Genomic DNA, 20,258 nt, shown 5'->3' on the forward strand with positions numbered 1-20,258 from the left:
GATGAAGTTAGCTTCCGAAGCATTTTTTGATAAAATAAAAAAGCAACATAAAGAGCAAAAGCCATTTGTAATATATAATAAGCCAAACATTAATAAAATAAGCGGGTTATTGCAATTAACCAATGATGTATTTTATACTGAAAAATACACAAAGGAGGGGTTTGTTTTTGTACCTTTTAGCAATAGCGAAAAAAGCATACTTATTCCAAGGGAAAATTCCCAAGCGATGGAATGCGGGCATAATTTCTCCAATGAGGAACAACAATTGGACGGTGTTTTGTTGAAGAAAGAAAGTTTAAAAGAAAAAAAACACATGGCTCTGGTAGAAAATGCAGTTTCCACCATTAAGCAAACGGCCTTGCAAAAGGTGGTTTTATCGCGTACCAAAGAAATAGAACTCCCTACTTTTAATTTTATTTTGGTTTTTAAAAAGCTTGTGCAAAAATATCCAAATGCTTTTTGTTATGTTTGGTATCATCCCGAAATAGGGCTCTGGCTTGGCGCCACACCCGAGGTACTATTGGTTGCTGAAGACAGGGCGTTTAAAACCATGGCATTGGCAGGTACTCAAAAATATAATGGGAAAATGGACGTTGAGTGGGGTGATAAGGAAAAAACAGAACAGGAGCTGGTTACTGAATCTATTCTTGAAAATTTGAAAAAAATCTGTCCTAAAATAGAAGTATCCGAAGTAAAAACGATAAAAGCGGGGCCATTGCTGCATTTAAAAACAGATATACGTGGCAAAGCCAATACCGGTAATATTGGGGATATTGTTGCTTGTTTGCACCCAACGCCGGCCGTTTGCGGACTCCCAACCGAGTTGGCAAAAGATTTTATTTTGAAGGAAGAAGGCTACAACAGGGCTTATTATACGGGGTTTTTAGGAGAACTGAATTTTAAAGAAGATACCAAAAAAATAACATCCCTTTTTGTAAACTTAAGGTGCATGCAATATACAGAAGGGAAATTAATTATATATGTTGGCGGGGGGATTACCAAAGACTCTGATGCTCAATTGGAATGGCTGGAAACCGAAAATAAATCCCGGACTATGCTCGACGCCTTGTTGAAATAAATCCTTCTTTTTAATGCGGAGCACACATAATTGAGTATTTTTGTGTATATAAAATCACCTTAGTTTATTTTAATGAAGTATTCTAGCATACCTTTAGCACAGACCGTTTCGGCCTTGTGCAAAGCCAAAGGAATTGAACATATCATTATTTCTCCGGGCAGTAGAAACGCCCCGCTTACCATAAGTTTTACAGAGGACCCATATTTTAAAACATACAGTATTGTAGATGAAAGAAGCGCCGCTTTTTTTGCACTGGGAATCGCCCAGCAACTAAAAAAACCGACTGCGGTGTTGTGCACATCGGGCTCTGCATTGTTGAATTATTATCCGGCAATTTCCGAAGCGTTTTATAGCGATATTCCGTTGGTGGTATTATCGGCCGACAGGCCTTCTTACAAAATAGATATTGGCGACGGGCAAACCATCCGTCAAGACAATGTATACGAAAGGCATATTTTGTATTCAGCAAATTTAAAACAGGATTTACGTGAAGAAGATATGGCAATTTCTGGCGATGGGAAGAACAAACCTTTAATGGAGGCACAGATTGGCCCTGTTAAACTTCAGCAGGCAATACAAAAAGAAAACGAAGAAGAAATCAACAAGGCGTTGAATATTGCTTTTGAAGAAAGTGGGCCGGTCCATTTAAATATTCCTTTTGAAGAGCCTTTGTACCATAAAACCGGGACGCAGTTTGTGTTTCCAGAAAATAATATGCCCAAAATAAAAAGGGAAAAACTTTCTGCTGAAGTTTTAAATCCTTACGTAGACATATGGAACAAAGCACAAAGGAAAATGATTTTGGTTGGTGTAAATGCGCCAGATTGTGTCGAGAAAGTATTTTTGGAGCAATTGGCCCAAGATCCATCGGTATTGGTATTTACCGAAACTACGTCCAATTTACACCACTCCAATTTTTTCCCCAACATAGACAAAATTATAGCTCCAATTGAAAAACTGGAAAATGCCCATGAGTTCTTCAGGGAATTGCAACCGGAAGTGCTGCTTACTTTTGGCGGGATGGTAGTTTCAAAAAAAATAAAGGCCTTTCTTAGAAAGTATCGGCCAAAGCACCATTGGCATATCGATGCAAAAAAGGCATACAATACATATTACTGTTTGGAAAGGCATTTTAAGACCACCCCAAATTTATTTTTTCAGGATTTTTTAAAGGAAGTAACACCTGTTAAAAGCGACTTTCAGACCAAATGGTTAAAAATAAAGGCAAAAAGGAGCAATGCCCACAAAGAATATATTACACAGATACCATTTTCTGATTTTAAGGTATACGAACGCGTGTTAAAAACCATTCCAGAAAATTACCAACTTCAATTAAGCAACAGTTCTACCATTCGTTATGCGCAATTATTTCAGCTTCACGAGAAGTTGCAGGTATTCTGTAACCGTGGCACCAGCGGAATTGACGGAAGTTCGAGCACGGCGGTCGGGGCAGCTTCAGCAACAAACAACCCAACCATATTGATTACCGGGGACTTAAGCTTTTTTTACGATTCTAATGCACTTTGGAACAATTATATAAGGCCAGACTTTAGAATAATTGTTATAAATAATGGGGGTGGGGGCATTTTTAGGATTCTGCCAGGCGATAAAAATTCAGAAAATTTTGATAATTATTTTGAAACCACGCACAATCTAAATGCAAAAGGACTTTGCAGTACATATGGATTTGAATATAAGTCTGTTGACTGCGAAACCGATTTGGAATCCAGTATAAAGCACTTATATAAAAAATCGTCTAAGCCATGTTTGTTGGAAATTTTTACCCCAAGGAAAATGAATGATGAAATTTTACTCAATTATTTTACTTTTTTGAGCAAAAATTAATATTTTTAAGCATCATTAATTATATAAAAAAATTAAATCATGAGTAAAAGAGACGAATTAGTTGCTAAATATGCCGCGGACCTAAAAGAAAAATGTGGTGTAACCGCAGATAAAGATTTGCTTACCAAAGTAGTCGTGGGCTTGGGTCCTGCTGTTTATAATGATGATGCTTCCACGGTTTCGGGAACCGACCCAAAAGAAGTTGAAACGGTTAAAAATAATTTTTTGATCAAGAAACTGGGCCTTTCAGAATCCGATGGTCTTGATAAGGCAATTGATGCCGTCTTGGAAAAATATGGAAAATCCAACAGAAATAAATACAGGGCTGTTGTGTATTATTTATTGGTAAAACATTTCAAAAAAGAATCGGTTTATTAGGCCATTAATGGTTTTACATTCGTGTTGTCATTTAAAATCACCCGAGCAAAAAACTGTTTTAATTGATTGATTTTAAGTGATATAGTTCCTAAAGGCATTTTTTTAATGCCTTTTTTTGTTTGTCAAAGTCAACAATGGGGCATATGTATTCTTAACCCGATCAGAAAAGCCCGCTTGAATGTTATTAATTTTTCTGGATCGCGCCAACAGAATATTTTGTAGGTTTGTTTTATAGCCTGAGTCCTATAATATGTCCAATCTAAATACCCTTTATTTAAAATGAAAAAAGTAGCACTGTTAACCGCGATTATAGTTTTGTGCATTGCCAATGTTTCCTGTAGTAGAAAAGAAGATGCCTCGGCAATTATAAATAGGTCTATTGAAGCTTCGGGAATGAACAAATTGGACAATAAGAAAATTTCTTTTGTGTTTAGGGGCAAAACATATAAATCCTTTAGGAGCAACGGTAGGTTTGAATTGGAAAGAATTACTAAGGATTCCCTGACCATAACAGATATTCTAACCAATAACGGTTTTACAAGGCTGGTAAATGGGGATAAAATACAGTTAGCAGACACGACCGCCAGTAAATATGAAAACAGTGTAAATTCGGTGCATTATTTTGCATACCTTCCTTACGGGCTTAACGGCAAGGCTGTAAATAAGGAGTTATTGCCTTCGGTAGAAATAAAAGGGGTTGCTTATTATAAAATCAAGGTATGGTTCGACCAAGAGGGCGGCGGAAAAGATTATGAGGATAAATTTGTGTATTGGATCAACAAAGAGAATTTCAAGGTAGATTATTTAGCATACTCATATCACGTAAACGAAGGCGGAATGCGGTTCAGGGAAGCGTATAACCGTAGAAACGTAAACGGGATCGATTTTGTAGATTACAACAATTTCAAGCCAAAATCAGCAAAAGCAAGCCTCTTCCAGCTCGATAGCCTTTTTCAGGCGGGTGGACTGGAATTATTGTCTAAGATAGCATTAAAGGATGTAAAAGTAGAAAACGCTCCAAACGTTAATTAATGGTCAGTAGATTAACCGAAACTACCATTTTGCCTTCAAGGGTAACTATATAAAGGTTTCCGTTATTGGTATCTTCAATGTCCGTATAAGTTTCTTTCCCGATCAGCTTGTTTACAAGTTTTGGTACCGTATTGCTATGGCCCACAACCAGCACATGGTGCAAGCCTTGCGTATAAATTTTTTCAATATCCAGATTTTCGGGCGGGTAAGTGGTAATTGACAGGCCATTCTTGCTTGCTGTTGGTGTTGCCGTTTGCTTTGTTCTTGTGTAATTGGTTGAATAAACCGCATCAAAAGGAACGTTTTTTAGTATCTCGCTCCATTTTTCTGCCCTCTCCAACCCTTTCTTGGTCAGTGCCGGGTTTTCTTCATCGGGATTTTCCCTGTTTTTTTCAGCGTGTCTTATAAAATATAATGTTGTAGTTTCTGCAAGTTTATCTTCATTGGCATTTTTGCAACCAAAGTTTAACACGCACAGCAATAATAATATGTATTTCATCCATCTAAATTTTGGATAAAGATATGTTAAACCATCAAATTATGATAAATGTCATGTTTTTAGCTTCACATAAGGCGTAATTTTGCCAAGTTTTATATTTCACATTAAAAATGCTGTTTAATTCATTCAAAATAAGGAGTTTATAAGGTTTCTTTTATGTTTTTATAATTCATCTCATTTTATGAAACTAAAAAATAACTATGCGTTTCATCGAAAAAATAGGTTTTTAAACGAGTATTATTTTTTATTTAATATATTTGATATATGCAAAATGAACCAAAATAGAGTTTTTTACATTTTGAATTTTGCATAGAATAGGTTTTAAGAATCGCCCAATATTTTAAAATCGAGCACTATGAAAAAAATTACTACTTACGCTGTTTTTTGTTTACTGTTAGCTTATAACAGTTATGGCCAAAAAATTTCTGCTCCTCAACTTCAGTTTGAATATGCTTGTGTTAACGATGGTTTTAATGACTTTGAAGCTACCTTTGCTTTTAATGAAAAACCTTTTAATGCAGACAATGTTTTTTTCATTGAATTATCTGATAAAAATGGAAGTTTCAACAATGCCAAGGTTTTAAAAACCGTGGAAGGTCAAAACTATTCGTTTGAATTTACCGAATCGTTTTCGTTGCCAGAAACCGTTTATGGCGAGAATTACAAAATGCGCCTCAGGGCATCTTCGCCGACCATGATAGGGGAGGCCACCGCAGCCTTTGATGCTTTTTTTGTGCCCAACGAAGAACTTGTGCTTAACAACTTCCAGGACGTAAGCCTGTGCAGTACTTCGGGGGCTACCATTAATCTAGACAAAGACGTAGCCGATGAATATGTGTGGTATAAAAATGGTGAGATTTTAAAAGTTACTACCGAAAATAAATTGAATGTTACCGAGCCCGGCGAATATTATGCAGAGCCTTATTATGGCAACTGTACCGGAACGCTTTATTCCAACTTGGTGATTGTTACCAAGGGCGAAAATTTTGAGGTGTCTATTTTAGGAGGCGAAAACATACAAACGTGTGCCAACTCGCCGGTTACCCTTGAGGCTTCCGTAGATAACGAAAACTATATCTATGCTTGGTACAAAAACAATGAAAAAATAGGAAACCTGCCCGAATATGCCCCTACATTGGAGATAAACAAAGACGGTGAAGGTTTTGGGGTATATCGTTTGGAGGTGACCAACGATGGCGGATGTACTTCTTCTTCTAGCGAGGTGAGCTTGCTCCAAAATAAAAATACCATTGTAGAAATAATATCGCCATTAAACGCTGTTATTATCGGGAACAACAAAGCAACGTTATCCATTGGCACCAACAACAATATTGCATCTATAAATTGGTATAAAGACGGACAATTAATGAAAGATGGCATTAATTCTTCCAGTCTTACCGTGTCCCAACAAGGGGAATATTATGCCGAGGTTTCTTCTGGGAACGATTGCGATGACGATGTAAAATCGGAAACCTTTAAAGTATACGAGCCCCTGTCTTTTACTGCCCAAATAAGAACCGATGCTTCTTATAAAGCATGCCAGACTACCAAAGCATCTTTAAAACTTACGAGTTTGAGGGGAACATTATCAAACGGAGACGAAATAACCATTGATAACGATTTCTTGCACAATTTTAATATGGTATGGCTTAAAGATGATGAAACTACACAGCAAACCGGTGCATCAATTGCGTTGGACTATAAGAAAAATGGTAAATACCAATTGCAGATAACCTACAAGGGCGAAACTTTTATGTCCAACAGCAAAGAAATGGTTCTTGGATTGCCCGACATAGCTTTGACCATAGACAAACCAATGTCTTGCATAAGCAATCAAGGAAGGCTATTGGCCACTCCGTTGGAAGGAGCTACGTACAAATGGTTTAAAAACGGGACGCTGGTGGCTTCTGGATTGCAAAATAGTTTCTCTACCGAAAATGAAGGGACTTATTATGCTGAAGTAAGTTATGGTGGCTGTGCCATTTCTACCGAAAAAGTAGATTTAAAAAAGAACACGGAAGATTTAATAACCATATACCCCGGAGAACAGATTACCATTTCTCCCGATAGGATTATCCAGGCCAATGCAACGGGCGGAGAGAGTTACGAATGGTTGGACAGCGAAGGGAACATACTTAGTACAAATACTACCTTTAATATTCAGGAAGAAGGCACGTATACGCTCATAGCCCAAGTGGGTAGTTGCAAGATTGAAAAAAATATCGAAGTAACTTCCAACAATGTGGTTCAAATCTCGAATGTTGTAAGTCCGAACAACGATTCCATTAATGATAAATGGACGCTTCCGCAAAAATTTATCAACGACCCCGATACAGAGGTAATTATATGCGATTCGTATGGGTCAACTATCTTAAAAACAAATAATTACACAAATAATTGGCCAGATTCTTCTACCAATATGAGCACGGAAACCCCTGTTTTCTACTACTTTATTAACAAAAAAGGGAAGAATATTAAAAAAGGTTCCATTACCTTAGTAAACTGAAACTATTATTTAACCCCAAATAGTTTAGTTTTTTATGACTAAAAATTACCTGCTTACTATTGGTATGCTATTGGCATCATATGTGCTATTTTCCCAGGTTGAAAACAAGAGCACTATCGTCGATTGGAGACAGCATAACTTAACCAAATACGATAAGTTTTTGGTAAACCCGACCTATAGTTATGTGCGTAACGACACTAAAGCTGTAAGTTTTTGGAGTAGGATACAGTGGACCGGAGTTGAAAATTCCCCGCAAACATACCTTATTAGTTATTCCGGAAAGGTCGGGGAGCATTCTGGTGCTGGTCTAGGTTTGTACCAACAAAATTTAGGACTGCTTACAGATTCGGGACTTATCCTGAATTATGCTTATGGCGTACAGTTTACGGATAACGTACAATTGACTGTGGGTATGAACTCGACCCTTTTTAGAAGGGGACTTAACAAAAACGCGATCAATACGCCAGAGCCCGATCCGGCTATCCTGGATAATCAAGATGATTTTCTTTTATTGGTAATGCCGGGTGTAAATCTTTCCGTAAGCAATTTTGATATTGGCGTTTATGCCGAAAACCTTTTCGATTATAATTTTAACGATTCTAATACTTTAACCGATTTTTCCGATAAAATATTTTCGGGCCAATTGGCATATACAAAATCGTTCGATCAAAGTGTAGGTCTTCTGGAAGATGCCAAATGGCGTACATTGGTTTATGGAAAGACCTTGCCTAACGACGATTTTCAATATGGTTTTAATTCCTTGATAGACCTTCCGTACACAGGCTGGTTCCAGGCCGGTTACAACAGCACTTTTGGAATTATGGGGGGTATTGGCGTTAAAATAGGAGACGGTATAAGCATTGGCATTAATTACGAAGCGGGCACAAGCCAAACCAATAATGCCTTCGGAAGTACTTACGAAGCCATAGCCACCATAGAACTGGGACCGAGAAAAATGCGTAAAAATCCAGCCCCGGAGGGTGGAAAAGCCGTAACATCTAAAAACGTAAATGAAGAAGACTATATTTCTTCAGAAGAAATAAAACGAAAACGTGCCGAGGACGCCAATAATATGGTTAATGATAAACTACCGGAAACCGCAGTTGTTGCCGAAACTCAAGTAGAAACCAAAGATGCTACCGAAAAATATGCTGTTTATGGAGGTGAAAGTAAAGGTAAAACCGATGGAGAAGATGAAGAAGATGGAGAAACAAAGGAAATTGCCAACAACAATACAACCAAAGAAGAAGTTGCCGGCAAACAAACTGATGCCAATGCTCAACAGGACGGAGTAAAGGTTGAAGATGCCTCAAACAACTATGCATTGTACGGTGCAAAAGAAGAAAACAAAAGTGTGCAGGTGCCAAAAAATAATGCGACCGAAAAAGCAGCAGTAACAACTTCGGCAGTGGCCGTGGCCAATAATGCAGGCAAGCAAACAAACAATGATGAAGAAAATAAAAACATTCCGCCTGAAACAGCCGAAACAGTCAAAGACTATAAAGTAGACGATGAAGATTATGCCAAGGATGCACAGGCCCAGTTTAATGAAACATTGAATAATACTGGTGAAAAAACAGCAACAGTAAAGACTGATAATGCCGAAAAGCAAACGCTTACCGAGGCCGAGCAGATTGAAGCCCAATATCAGGAGTTTCTGCGGCAAAGCGATTCCATTGCCAGCACTTTAGACAGTAAAAATATAGACAGTACGGCAGTAACTACCGAAGTCTTTGGTACCGATACAAGCTATAAAACCATTGCAAGTGCACCGGGCATTGAAAAAGGGTTTTACCTTGTTGTGAATGTGTTCTCCCAAGAACATTATTTTAACGATTTTGTAGACGATTTAAGAAGTAAGGGCTTCGAACCGAAATTCTTTATCAATCCGGAGAACAACTATTATTATGTGTATTTATATAAGGCAGACCGTTATATAACCATTAAAAGTTTGCAGCGGAATAATGTAAACAATACATATTTTGCCGATAAATGGGTGCTTTGGGTTAAGTAAACCATGGTGCAAAACTAAGTCTAAAATGCTATCTTTGGGTTGAAGTCTTATTATTTTATAAATTATTTATATGAATACCAACCGACTAGAAGCATTTAGCGATGGCGTGCTGGCCATTATTATTACCATTATGGTTTTGGAGATGAAAGTACCCGAAGGCGCAACTTTTAGCGCATTGTTTTCAGTATTGCCTGTGTTTCTTACCTATATAATGAGTTTTGTATATGTTGGTATTTATTGGAACAACCACCATCATTTAATGCATGCGGTTACCAAGGTAAATGGTAGGGTTTTGTGGTCTAACCTCAATTTGCTGTTCTGGTTATCGCTTTTTCCTTTTGTAACTGGATGGATGGGAGAGAATCATTTTGAGACCAACCCAACGGTTTTATATGGTATTGTACTGTTTATGGCCGCATTGGGCTTTAAGTTACTTGTGCACAATGCCATAAAGTTGGAAGGGAAAAACTCTAAAGTAGGCAATGTGTATAAAAATGATAAAAAATTAGTAGGGTCTTTACTGTTATATGCATTGGGGATTGCTTTTTCTTTTATCGAGCCTGTTATTGGGATTGTTATGTACTCTTTGGTTGCTTTATTTTGGGTCATTCCAGATAAAAGGATAGAAAAAACCTTAAAGGAAGGTTGACATGAAGTTGCATACCACAAATAGCAAAAATACATTTATAGCAGTGGCCGATGATTGTCCGCTCGAAATGGCAGAAGTCCCCCCGAGAAGAGAAGGGAAAAAATCCGTGGCCAATTATCAATTTGACGTATTGTACGATCATCCATATGAATATACTTCAGACGATGTTCTGTTTTTTGTCTACGCTACAAGAAATGCAATTCCGAAGGATAAATGGGAAAAAGAGCGCCTTAAGTTTTTTTCAAAAGGACAACCTTGTTTCCGGGCTTCCCCATTAACAAAAAGATATGGTTGGGGAATACATTCCGACAATAACGGAAAAATCGCCATCTATGGAATCGGCACAAAAGAATATGCCAATTTTATCGAAGATGCATCGGTAACCAAAACCAAGGCCATGCGCTCTAAAAAAGCTTAACGCCAATTGCTGGTGAGGGTATGATTGATTTACCAAGAAAAGAGAGGTGCCGTCAACTACTAAAATTCATTCATACATAAAAAAGGAACAGTTTCTACACAAATAATTGGCTTTTCACGGTAGAGAATGATAAATTTGAGTTTCTATAATCTATCTGCTAATTTATAACCTAATTCATATGAAGAAAATTCTGCTCGTATTTCTATTGGCTTCGTTCAGTTGCTTAAAAGCACAAACGGAGTACAATGTAAAAGACCATTACAACAAACAGGAGGTATTAATAACCATGCGGGACGGCATAAAGCTGCATACCACCATTTACAGTCCTAAAGACACTTCTGTAAAATACCCGATTTTAATGCAGCGTACACCGTATAGTTGCCAGCCATATGGCGAAGACCAGTTCCGTTCCAAAATAGGGCCGAACGAAACAATGATGAAAGAAGGCAATGTAATTGTTTATCAAGATGTTAGGGGGAGATGGAACAGCGAAGGGGTTTACGACAATATGCGGGCCTATATCCCAAACAAGAAAAAAAAGGAAGTAGATGAAGCTTCCGATACATACGATACCATAGATTGGTTGGTAAAAAATGTAGACAACAATAATGGGAATGTTGGGGTCTGGGGGATTTCGTACCCCGGTTTTTACTCAACATACGCACTTTTAAGCGACCACCCCAATTTAAAAGCAGTTTCCCCACAGGCGTGCATTGGCGATTTCTTTTTTGACGATTTCCACCATAACGGGGCTTATCTACTGAGTTATTGGCGTGCAACGGCCGTTTTTGGGTATATGAAAGACAAACCTGCCAAAGAATCTTGGTACGCTTTTCCTGAGCTGAACACACAAGACCAGTATCAGTTTTTTCTAGATGCGGGACCGTTGACCAACTTGGACAAGTATTACAAAGAAGACAATATTTTTTGGCAACAGTTAAAAGACCATCCTAATTATGATGAGTTCTGGAAATCGCGCGGCATTATTCAACATTTAAAAAATATAAAACCTGCAACCATGGTTGTTGGTGGCTGGTTTGATGCCGAAGATTTGTACGGACCGCTTTCAACTTATAAAACCATAGAAAAGACTAGCAATAATTACAACACTATTGTAATGGGCCCATGGAGCCATGGGGACTGGGCAAGAAAAAAAGGGCGCCAGGCTATTGGAAACGTGTATTTTGGGGATAATATTTCTGAATTTTTTCAAGATGACATCGAAACCAAATTTTTTAATCATTTCTTAAAAGACAACGGAAAAGGGGAGTCTGGTTTACCTGAAGCCTATGTGTATGATACAGGATTAAATGAATGGAAGAAATATGATGTTTGGCCACCGGAAAATACAGCAGATAAATCGTTCAGCATGGGTCAGAACCAAACGTTGGGTGAAATAATGACCATGCAATATTCTTATGAAGAATTTATAAGCGACCCCAAAAAGCCGGTTCCTTACAGCGAAGATATTAAAATGGTTTTTACGCCAAGAAAATATATGACCGACGACCAGCGTTTTGCAGCGCGTAGACCAGACGTGTTGGTATTTGAAACGCCTGTTTTGGAGGAAGACATGACGGTAGTGGGCGATATTTTGGCAAAATTACAAGTGTCCACAACGGGAACTGCCGCCGATTGGGTGGTGAAAATTATAGATGTATTTCCACCCGATGCAGAAGATTTTGAAGAAACACAAGACTATTTAAAAATGAGCAATTACCATATGATGGTGCGCAGCGAAGTAATGCGCGGCCGTTTTAGAAACAGTTTTGAAAATCCCGAACCTTTTGTTCCAAACGAAGTAACTCCGGTAAATATTACCTTGCAAGATGTGTATCATACCTTTAAAAAGGGACACAAAATGCAGGTGCAGATACAAAGCACTTGGTTCCCGTTAATCGATTTGAATCCGCAAACTTATGTAGACAATATCTTTAAAGCGAAAAAAGAAGACTTTAAAAAGCAAACACACCGTGTGTATAATTCGTCTAAAATAGAGTTTAAGGTTTTGGATTGATTATAAATGGATTAAGACTTAAAAAAGGAGCTGAATTTTTTCAGTTCCTTTTTTTATGGACTGAGCTCATTGTCAATAATGCAACAAAACGTTGCCATTTTGAGCAAAAACAGTGCTTTTTAATTGTCAAAATCTCAAATAAGTTTCCCGAAATATTTTATATTCGCAATCTAACTTAAACTAAAAACATTTGGCATGGCAATACTTTCCTTTGTAGGATTTACGCTTTTGGTAGCCGTAATAGCCTATATTGCAACACGAAAAACAGATGAAAATACCTCCGATGGTTACTTCCTTGGAGGGAGAAGTCTTACCGCCGGGGTAGTAGCCGGTTCTTTACTTTTAACAAACTTATCTACCGAACAAATTGTAGGACTTAATGGTCAGGCATATACCGAAGGACTTTCGGTAATGGCATGGGAAACATTGGCTGCACTGGCAATGGTGGTTACGGCCATATTTTTATTGCCCCGCTATTTAAAGGGCGGACTTACAACAGTTCCCCAGTTTTTGGAGACTAGATACGACAAGTCCACAAAAACCATTGCCTCGGCATTGTTTTTATTGGGGTACGTAATTATATTACTGCCCATTGTGTTGTATTCGGGTTCCATTGCAATTTCAGATATGTTTAAAATTCCCGAACTTTTAGGGGTATCGCATACAACTTCCATATGGATATGCGTATGGGGAATTGGTATTATAGGCTCTATTTATGCAATTTTTGGAGGTTTAAAGGCCGTTGCCGTGTCTGATACCGTAAACGCAATAGGATTGTTAATAGGCGGTTTGATGATTCCTGTTTTTGGATTGTTGATGATTGGCGATGGGTCTATTACCGAAGGGATTTCTACTTTAATGACCGAGGCTCCCGAAAAATTCAAATCCATGGGGGGACCAACAAATTCGGTGCCTTTTAGTACCATTTTTACAGGGATGATGCTGGTTCAATTGTTTTATTGGGGAACCAATCAGGCCATTATACAACGTGCATTGGCAGCCAAAAATCTTAAAGAAGGGCAAAAAGGACTCTTATTGGCTGCTTTTATAAAAATTCTGGGGCCACTTATTGTGGTATTGCCGGGAATAATTGCTTTTCAAATGTTCGGCCCAGAGCTGGAAACGCCAGACCGCGCGTATCCTTTATTGGTAAGTGCCGTTTTGCCCAAAGCATTGTTAGGGTTTTTCGCAGCCGTTCTATTTGGTGCCATTTTAAGTTCGTTCAATAGTGCCCTAAATAGTTCGGTAACACTTTTCAGTATAGATTTTTACAAGGAATACATAAATAAAGACGCATCGGAGCTCGCCATTATTAAAAACGGAAAGTATTTTGGAATTGTCCTAGCTATCCTTTCCATGTTAATTGCTCCGCTTATAGCCAATGCACCTCAAGGGCTTTTTGGTTATTTGCAGGAAGTAAACGGATGTTATAGTATCCCGATCTTGACCATTATTGTTGTGGGGTATTTAACCAAAAGAGTGCCTGCCTTGGCCGCCAAGGTCGGTATTGTCTCCGGAAGTTTATTGTATATTATTAGCCAGTTTATTGTAAAGCCAATGATGACCAACAACGCCGTGGAAGCCGCAAAGGCATCGGGCATTACCGATCCTGATAAACTGGCCGAAATAGGCACATTGGCTTACCCGCATTATTTACACGTTATGGCAATTTTATTTGTTGCAAACATCATTATAATGTTGATTATTGGTAAAATAGCGCCAAGAAAAACAGATTTTGAACTAGAATACACACAAAAGGTAAATATAGAACCATACAAATTTTTGGTTCCGGTAGGATTGGCAATATGTGCTTTGGTTATTGCCATCTACGCTTATTTCTCATAAATGGAGAATTATATTGGCCGTAACATAAAACAATTATATGGCGGCCAATATAATTTAAACTTATTTTTCAAATTTATGTTAAAATGATTTCGATGTATCGGAAGGTGCTACCGTGGTTATTGTATGTTTTATTTTGAAAATCTTAACGGATGATACAAAACTATTTTGCCGCAATTTAACTATCTTTATTGGTAATAGATGCCGTTATGGTACATTGATGATAAACCAATACAGATCATGAAAAAAGTATTAATTGCAATAGATTATAACCCGACGACCGAAAAAGTGGTTGAAAAGGGTTATGAATTAGCCAAAACGCTTAATGCCCAAGTTTGTTTATTGCATGTAATCAGTAATTTGCAATATTACGGAATTCAGTATCCTTCATTTATGGGCTATGATGCCATGAACGTTACATTCGACCCAAAGTTTCAGGATGAAATGAAGAAGGTAGCAAAAGACTTTTTAGACACGGCACAAAAGCACCTTAACGATAATACAGTAACCTCGCATATTTCAGAAGGCGATACCGCCGATGAAATTCTTAATTATGCCAAAGAATGGGGCGCTTCATTAATTGTTATGGGAACGCACAGTCATAGCACGTTCGAGAAGCTATTAATTGGTACCGTGGCATCGTCTGTACTGGAACACACCGAAATTCCCGTGTACATGGTCCCTATTAAAAAAGACTAAGCATGGATAAACAATTATGGGCCACTTTTATTGCTGATTTCCCTTTTTTGTCGAACCCACACCAATATCCATGGGAGTTTACCAACAACATTGTAAACATATTAAAAGAAAAACAATTGTTCCTTGAGAATGATTATGTTATTGAACAGGGAAATGCCGTGCATAATACTGCTATTGTTGAAGCAGGTGCGGTTATAAAACCTCCGTGCATTATTGGTTCAAATAGCTTTATTGGTGCCAATGCCTATTTAAGAGAGGGTGTTTTTATTGGTAACAATGTTAAAATAGGGGCCGGTTGCGAAATAAAAAGCAGTTTTATATTAAACAATTCGGCTGTTGCCCATTTTAATTATATCGGCAATAGTATTATTGGTCATGACGTAAATTTTGAAGCAGGCTCCATAGCCGCCAATCATTATAACGAACGGGAAAACAAAAAAATATGGGTTTTAATTGGGGGTAATATTATTAAAACACATGTGAAGAAATTCGGAGCTTTGGTGGGCGATGGAAGTAGGATAGGGGCCAATGCTGTTTTGTCGCCCGGTACTATGCTGCAAAAAAAATCCATTGTTAAACGGTTGGAACTTATTGAACAGGTAAATTACCATTAACCTTTTTGGATTTTGTTTACTGCCCTTTGCTCTTTTTCAATCGCTTTATTTCTTTCGTCAATGTCTGTTTTTCCACCTTAGATTTTGTAAGGTCTATGGCTCGATTATAATGAACAATTGCTTTGTCCACATTTTTTTCTGCATATAAAAAACCCAACAGTTCATGGTAATAATTACTATGGATCAACGATAAACTTTTGGCTTCTGTAATAGCCTTTTCATGTCCGTATACTTTGGCAAATGCAAAAGTCCTATTTAGTGCCGTTATGGGCGAATAATCAATAAGAACTAATTGGTTGTATAGGTTTAAAATATGTTTCCACTTATTTTCAACTGCTGGTGTGGTATGCCAATAGGCAATACCTGCTTCTAAATGATATTTGGAAGTTTCATTACTATTCGTTGCATTTATCAAATAATAATTTCCCCTTTCAATAAGCGCTTTGTCCCATAATTCCCTATTCTGTTCTTCGAACAAAATAGATTCCCCTTTATCATTGATCCTAGCTTCCAGTCGGGAGCTTTGAAAACACATTAAAGACAACAGGGCGTTTGTTTCGGGGGTATTGGTCAATGCATTATCGGTTAATAACAAAGTTAACCTGATAGCTTCCGAACAAAGCTCTTTCCTTATGGGTTTATTATTGGTTTTAGAAAAATACCCTTCGTTAAAAAGTAAATATAGCGTTTTTAAAACCGTGTTCAACCTAGATTTAATAGCAGTTTTGCTTAATGTCTGGATTTGAAAATCGTTATTTCGAAGGTTTTTTCGTGCCCTTAGCAACCGCTTTTTTATGGTTTCTTTTTTAGTTAAAAAAGCATTGCCAATTTCTTCTAGGCTAAAACCGCAAAGAATTTGAAGTGCCAAGCAAATTTGACTTTCTTTGGAATTGTCCGGGTTACAAACGGCAAATATCATGGCCAGTTGGCTATCGGAAATCATCTGATCGCCAAACTCAAATTTGTTAAAAGGTTCGGGGTCGCCCGGCTTGAGATTGTCTTTAATTTTTGTTTCAAAAACAGCCCGGTGTTTAAAGTAATCCCTGGCTTTGTTCTTTGCAACGGTATAGAGCCATGCCGTAGGATTTTTGGGTATCCCGTTAATTGCCCAATGCTCAGATGCCTTTAAAAAAGTATCGCTGGCAATGTCTTCGGCAACTTCAAGATGCTTTAAACCAAAATGACGGCATAAAACAGCCGTCATTTTTGCATATTCCATTCGGAACAGATGCGGTAAAAGTTGATTGTATTGTTGCGTTTTTTTCAATCTTAATCCCGTTTTAGGACTTCACGGACTTCAATATTCCCACCAACTTGGTCGAAAATAGGATTGGCTTTGGCCATTTCCACCGCGGCATCAATATTTTCGGCTTTCACGATAATATAACCACTAATAAATTCTTTAATTTCTGTATAGGGTCCGTCGGTTACCACATTATTTGCTTTAACGGTTTTTGCACTTCCGGGGGCTGGAAGCAGTGTATTGCCCTTGTCTACCAACTTGTTTTGTGCGGCTATACTCCCCAACCAATTCATCCGTTCCTGCATTTGCTCCGGCGAAGGTTTAAAGTCGGCTATATCCTTCAACCTGAAAATCAATACAAATTCTTTCATTTTATATATTTTTAATATTCACTTATATAACGATTGGCATTTCAATCTGGGGACAATTATTTCTTCTTCGATGCTTTTTTTTGCTCTTTAATAGTTCATAAGTCGGAGTCAAACTTTGCCCGAAAGGGTTTACTTATACTATAAAATTAGTTTAGATTTCCTAATAAGGAACTTTTTTAATCTAAAATTTTATCCTTAATCGGGTACTTTTTAATATTTCTGATTTTCCAAGTTTCAGGTTTCAAGCTATTTTTTTAAATTCCTATCAACTATCAACTATCAACTATCAACTATTATCAACAACATAACAGCATAACAATAAGACTCAACAATTAACAGTTAACCATTAACAAATAACTAACTAATACCAAATCCCTAGTCCCTTCTCCCTAATAACAATTATCAATTCCTTATGCCGTCCAGTATCCTGCACAATAAAAACCTAAAACTAAATATTGGCACGGGTATTGCCTATACTGATTGATTTAAAGCAGAAGTATTTAATTTTTCGAGGTTAATATCGCTAAATAAGCTTCTTATAGATCATTTAAATAAAGATAAACGAATCTGTTATTAATGACAGAATGACTTATAAAAACTATGAGTAACAACAAATTTTTAAACATTGACAGTTTGTCATTGCAAAATATTGATGATGATGCCGAGTTGATTCCATTAATGACTCCTGAAGACGAAGAGGAAATCAATAATGAGGTTTTACCCGAAACACTGCCCATTTTGCCCTTGAGAAATACCGTGCTTTTTCCGGGCGTGGTAATTCCAATAACCGCAGGAAGGGACAAATCCATCAAATTAATAAAAGATGCATCAAACGGGAGCAAGGTAATAGGTGTGGTCTCTCAAAAAGACGAAACCGTTGAAGACCCAGATGTGGCCGACCTAAACACTACCGGGACCGTTGCAAGGATTTTACGCGTATTAAAAATGCCCGATGGGAACACAACAGTGATTATTCAAGGGAAAAAGCGTTTTAAAATAGAAGAAATAACAGCTACCGACCCTTATTTTACCGCAAAAATTAAAGGTCTTCCGGAAGTGAAGCCGGAGAAAGACGGGGAAGAGTTTAACACGATTATCGATTCTATTAAAGATTTGGCGCTTCAAATTATCAAAGAGAGCCCAAATATTCCTTCGGAAGCTTCTTTTGCCATTAAAAATATTGAAAGTAATTCCTTCCTTATCAATTTTATTTCTTCCAATATGAATCTGGAAGTACTCGATAAGCAGAAGCTTCTTGAGAACAATAATTTAAAGGAGCGTGCAATGGCCACTTTGAAATATATGAACATTGAGTTTCAAAAATTGGCCCTTCGTAACGATATCCAATCAAAAGTGCGGTCGGACCTCGATCAGCAACAGCGTGAGTATTTCCTTCATCAGCAAATGAAAACCATCCAGGAAGAACTTGGTGGTGGCTCTTATGAAGAAGAGATTGAACAAATGCGAATCAAGGCCAAAAAGAAAAAATGGGATGCCAAGATTAAAAAGCATTTCGAGAAAGAGCTGGCCAAGTTACAACGCATGAATCCGCAAGTTGCAGAATATTCAATACAACGCAATTATCTTGACCTGTTTTTGGATTTGCCCTGGAACAAGTTCTCAAAGGATAAATTCGACCTGAAACGTGCACAGAAAATTTTGGATAACGACCATTATGGACTGGAAGATGTTAAAAAAAGAATTATAGAATATTTGGCGGTATTAAAGCTGCGAAACGATATGAAATCGCCCATTTTATGCCTTTATGGACCTCCGGGAGTTGGTAAAACCTCCTTGGGGAAATCCATAGCTGAAGCTTTGGGCAGGGAATATGTTAGGATTTCCCTCGGTGGCTTAAGAGACGAAGCAGAGATACGCGGCCACCGAAAAACATATATTGGTGCCATGCCTGGAAGGATTATCCAATCGCTTAAAAAAGCAGGGACCTCCAATCCTGTATTTATTTTGGACGAGATCGATAAATTGTCGGTAAGCCATAGTGGCGATCCCTCATCGGCCATGCTAGAAGTATTGGACCCCGAACAGAACAAAGAGTTTTACGACAACTTCTTGGAAATGGGTTACGATCTATCTAAAGTAATGTTTATTGCAACAGCCAACAATTTGTCGCCAATTCAACCTGCATTACGGGATCGGATGGAAATTATCAACGTTACCGGTTATACCATTGAAGAAAAAGTAGAAATTGGTAAAAGGCACTTATTGCCAAAACAGTTGGAAGAACACGGACTTACCGGTAAGGATTTAAAAATTGGCAAAAAGGAGCTTGAAAAAATAGTAGAAGGCTATACCCGCGAATCTGGGGTAAGGGGGCTGGAAAAGCAAATAGCCAAAATGGTACGTTATGCAGCCAAGTCCATAGCCATGGAAGAAACATACAATATAAAGGTTACGGCCAAAGACGTGGAAGACGTTTTAGGTCCGCCGAGATTGGAACGCGACAAATACGAAAACAACGACATTGCAGGCGTGGTTACAGGCTTGGCCTGGACGAGCGTAGGTGGTGATATTCTTTTTATTGAATCCATTCTTTCCAAAGGAAAAGGAAATTTATCCATTACCGGAAATTTGGGGAAAGTTATGAAAGAATCGGCTACCATTGCCATGGAATATATAAAGTCCAATGCCGATAGTCTGGGCATCGACCCCGAAGTGTTCGATAAGCACAACGTACATATCCACGTGCCCGAAGGAGCAACCCCAAAAGACGGCCCAAGTGCCGGTATAACCATGCTCACCTCTTTGGTTTCCTTATTTACCCAGAAAAAAATAAAGAAAAGCTTGGCCATGACCGGAGAAATTACGCTTAGGGGCAAAGTATTGCCGGTTGGTGGCATAAAAGAAAAAATATTGGCAGCAAAAAGAGCCCGTATAAAAGAAATTATTTTATGCGAAGACAATAAAAAAGACATTGAAGAAATTAAAGAAGAATACCTAAAAGGCCTTACCTTTCACTATGTAAAGGAAATGAGCGAAGTAATCGATATTGCAGTAACCAATGTTTCTGTAAAAAATGCCAAAAAATTATAGGT

At 37.9% G+C, this 20,258-nt stretch carries 16 protein-coding genes; 13 read left to right on the forward strand and 3 right to left on the reverse strand.

The genetic code is table 11. The features are described from left to right. The first annotated feature begins 1 nt into the window (after position 1). The 4 genes from PSF86_RS06145 (at position 2) to PSF86_RS06160 (ending at position 4,333) form a co-directional block, all read left to right on the forward strand. Complete coding sequence (locus tag PSF86_RS06145; RefSeq protein WP_277899178.1) at positions 2–1,078, forward strand: isochorismate synthase; 1,077 nt, start codon at positions 2–4, stop codon at positions 1,076–1,078. A gap of 72 nt (positions 1,079–1,150) precedes the next feature. Further along, the gene (gene menD, locus PSF86_RS06150) at positions 1,151–2,923 is read left to right on the forward strand and encodes a 2-succinyl-5-enolpyruvyl-6-hydroxy-3-cyclohexene-1-carboxylate synthase (RefSeq protein ID WP_277899179.1); all 1,773 of its coding nucleotides are present in this window, start codon (positions 1,151–1,153) and stop codon (positions 2,921–2,923) included. Between the two features lie 39 nt (positions 2,924–2,962). Continuing rightward, positions 2,963–3,301: a DUF2853 family protein gene (locus tag PSF86_RS06155; protein ID WP_277899180.1), complete on the forward strand. Its 339-nt coding sequence runs from the start codon at positions 2,963–2,965 to the stop codon at positions 3,299–3,301. A 279-nt stretch (positions 3,302–3,580) separates the two neighbouring features. Continuing rightward, positions 3,581–4,333: a DUF6503 family protein gene (locus PSF86_RS06160; protein ID WP_277899181.1), complete on the forward strand. Its 753-nt coding sequence runs from the start codon at positions 3,581–3,583 to the stop codon at positions 4,331–4,333. Here PSF86_RS06160 and PSF86_RS06165 read toward each other — a convergent pair. Continuing rightward, entirely contained in the window at positions 4,326–4,832 is a 507-nt protein-coding gene (locus PSF86_RS06165; protein WP_277899182.1) for a SixA phosphatase family protein, read from the reverse strand. The genes PSF86_RS06160 and PSF86_RS06165 overlap by 8 nt on opposite strands. Before the next feature lie 355 nt (positions 4,833–5,187). On the opposite strand from PSF86_RS06165, the gene PSF86_RS06170 reads away from it, so the two are divergent. The 8 genes from PSF86_RS06170 (at position 5,188) to PSF86_RS06205 (ending at position 15,591) form a co-directional block, all read left to right on the forward strand. Then, positions 5,188–7,338: a T9SS type B sorting domain-containing protein gene (locus PSF86_RS06170; protein ID WP_277899183.1), complete on the forward strand. Its 2,151-nt coding sequence runs from the start codon at positions 5,188–5,190 to the stop codon at positions 7,336–7,338. Positions 7,339–7,372: 34 nt separating this feature from the next. Further along, positions 7,373–9,352 carry a PorP/SprF family type IX secretion system membrane protein gene (locus PSF86_RS06175; protein WP_277899184.1) on the forward strand — a complete coding sequence of 660 codons (1,980 nt, stop codon included), beginning with the start codon at positions 7,373–7,375 and terminating at the stop codon, positions 9,350–9,352. 70 nt (positions 9,353–9,422) lie between these two features. Continuing rightward, complete coding sequence (locus PSF86_RS06180) at positions 9,423–10,001, forward strand: TMEM175 family protein (RefSeq protein WP_277899185.1); 579 nt, start codon at positions 9,423–9,425, stop codon at positions 9,999–10,001. A gap of 1 nt (position 10,002) precedes the next feature. Next, positions 10,003–10,419, forward strand: coding sequence for a DUF6157 family protein (locus tag PSF86_RS06185; protein ID WP_277899186.1), 417 nt, complete (start codon positions 10,003–10,005; stop codon positions 10,417–10,419). A 178-nt stretch (positions 10,420–10,597) separates the two neighbouring features. Then, positions 10,598–12,436 (forward strand): CocE/NonD family hydrolase, encoded by a 1,839-nt coding sequence (locus tag PSF86_RS06190; RefSeq protein WP_277899187.1) that lies wholly within the window; start codon positions 10,598–10,600, stop codon positions 12,434–12,436. A 195-nt stretch (positions 12,437–12,631) separates the two neighbouring features. Further along, positions 12,632–14,281: a solute:sodium symporter family transporter gene (locus PSF86_RS06195; protein ID WP_277899188.1), complete on the forward strand. Its 1,650-nt coding sequence runs from the start codon at positions 12,632–12,634 to the stop codon at positions 14,279–14,281. 237 nt (positions 14,282–14,518) lie between these two features. After that, entirely contained in the window at positions 14,519–14,977 is a 459-nt protein-coding gene (locus PSF86_RS06200) for a universal stress protein (protein ID WP_277899189.1), read from the forward strand. A gap of 2 nt (positions 14,978–14,979) precedes the next feature. Then, on the forward strand, positions 14,980–15,591 hold the full coding sequence (locus tag PSF86_RS06205) for a DapH/DapD/GlmU-related protein (protein ID WP_277899190.1): 612 nt from the start codon (positions 14,980–14,982) through the stop codon (positions 15,589–15,591). Between the two features lie 16 nt (positions 15,592–15,607). Here the strand turns inward: PSF86_RS06205 and PSF86_RS06210 are convergent, their stop codons facing one another. Continuing rightward, complete coding sequence (locus PSF86_RS06210; protein WP_277899606.1) at positions 15,608–16,810, reverse strand: RNA polymerase sigma factor; 1,203 nt, start codon at positions 16,808–16,810, stop codon at positions 15,608–15,610. Positions 16,811–16,860: 50 nt separating this feature from the next. Next, positions 16,861–17,205, reverse strand: a complete 345-nt coding sequence (locus tag PSF86_RS06215; RefSeq protein ID WP_277899191.1) for a YciI family protein — start codon at positions 17,203–17,205, stop codon at positions 16,861–16,863. A gap of 600 nt (positions 17,206–17,805) precedes the next feature. Between PSF86_RS06215 and lon the strand changes: the two genes are divergently transcribed. After that, positions 17,806–20,256 (forward strand): endopeptidase La, encoded by a 2,451-nt coding sequence (gene lon, locus PSF86_RS06220; RefSeq protein ID WP_277899192.1) that lies wholly within the window; start codon positions 17,806–17,808, stop codon positions 20,254–20,256. The last annotated feature ends 2 nt before the right edge of the window (positions 20,257–20,258 follow it).

Origin of the sequence: Galbibacter pacificus, assembly GCF_029603165.1 — a bacterium.
Classification (GTDB): Bacteria; Bacteroidota; Bacteroidia; order Flavobacteriales; family Flavobacteriaceae; genus Galbibacter; species Galbibacter pacificus.

Excerpts from the sequence above, each read along its gene's own strand:
- PSF86_RS06190 (WP_277899187.1), top strand. The coding sequence starts at position 10,598 with ATGAAGAAAATTCTGCTCGTATTTCTATTGGCTTCGTTCAGTTGCTTA.
- PSF86_RS06210 (WP_277899606.1), bottom strand. The coding sequence starts at position 16,810 with ATGGAATATGCAAAAATGACGGCTGTTTTATGCCGTCATTTTGGTTTA.
- menD (WP_277899179.1), top strand. The coding sequence starts at position 1,151 with ATGAAGTATTCTAGCATACCTTTAGCACAGACCGTTTCGGCCTTGTGC.
- PSF86_RS06185 (WP_277899186.1), top strand. The coding sequence starts at position 10,003 with ATGAAGTTGCATACCACAAATAGCAAAAATACATTTATAGCAGTGGCC.
- lon (WP_277899192.1), top strand. The coding sequence starts at position 17,806 with ATGAGTAACAACAAATTTTTAAACATTGACAGTTTGTCATTGCAAAAT.
- PSF86_RS06180 (WP_277899185.1), top strand. The coding sequence starts at position 9,423 with ATGAATACCAACCGACTAGAAGCATTTAGCGATGGCGTGCTGGCCATT.
- PSF86_RS06160 (WP_277899181.1), top strand. The coding sequence starts at position 3,581 with ATGAAAAAAGTAGCACTGTTAACCGCGATTATAGTTTTGTGCATTGCC.
- PSF86_RS06200 (WP_277899189.1), top strand. The coding sequence starts at position 14,519 with ATGAAAAAAGTATTAATTGCAATAGATTATAACCCGACGACCGAAAAA.
- PSF86_RS06170 (WP_277899183.1), top strand. The coding sequence starts at position 5,188 with ATGAAAAAAATTACTACTTACGCTGTTTTTTGTTTACTGTTAGCTTAT.
- PSF86_RS06195 (WP_277899188.1), top strand. The coding sequence starts at position 12,632 with ATGGCAATACTTTCCTTTGTAGGATTTACGCTTTTGGTAGCCGTAATA.
- PSF86_RS06145 (WP_277899178.1), top strand. The coding sequence starts at position 2 with ATGAAGTTAGCTTCCGAAGCATTTTTTGATAAAATAAAAAAGCAACAT.
- PSF86_RS06155 (WP_277899180.1), top strand. The coding sequence starts at position 2,963 with ATGAGTAAAAGAGACGAATTAGTTGCTAAATATGCCGCGGACCTAAAA.
- PSF86_RS06205 (WP_277899190.1), top strand. The coding sequence starts at position 14,980 with ATGGATAAACAATTATGGGCCACTTTTATTGCTGATTTCCCTTTTTTG.
- PSF86_RS06175 (WP_277899184.1), top strand. The coding sequence starts at position 7,373 with ATGACTAAAAATTACCTGCTTACTATTGGTATGCTATTGGCATCATAT.
- PSF86_RS06165 (WP_277899182.1), bottom strand. The coding sequence starts at position 4,832 with ATGAAATACATATTATTATTGCTGTGCGTGTTAAACTTTGGTTGCAAA.
- PSF86_RS06215 (WP_277899191.1), bottom strand. The coding sequence starts at position 17,205 with ATGAAAGAATTTGTATTGATTTTCAGGTTGAAGGATATAGCCGACTTT.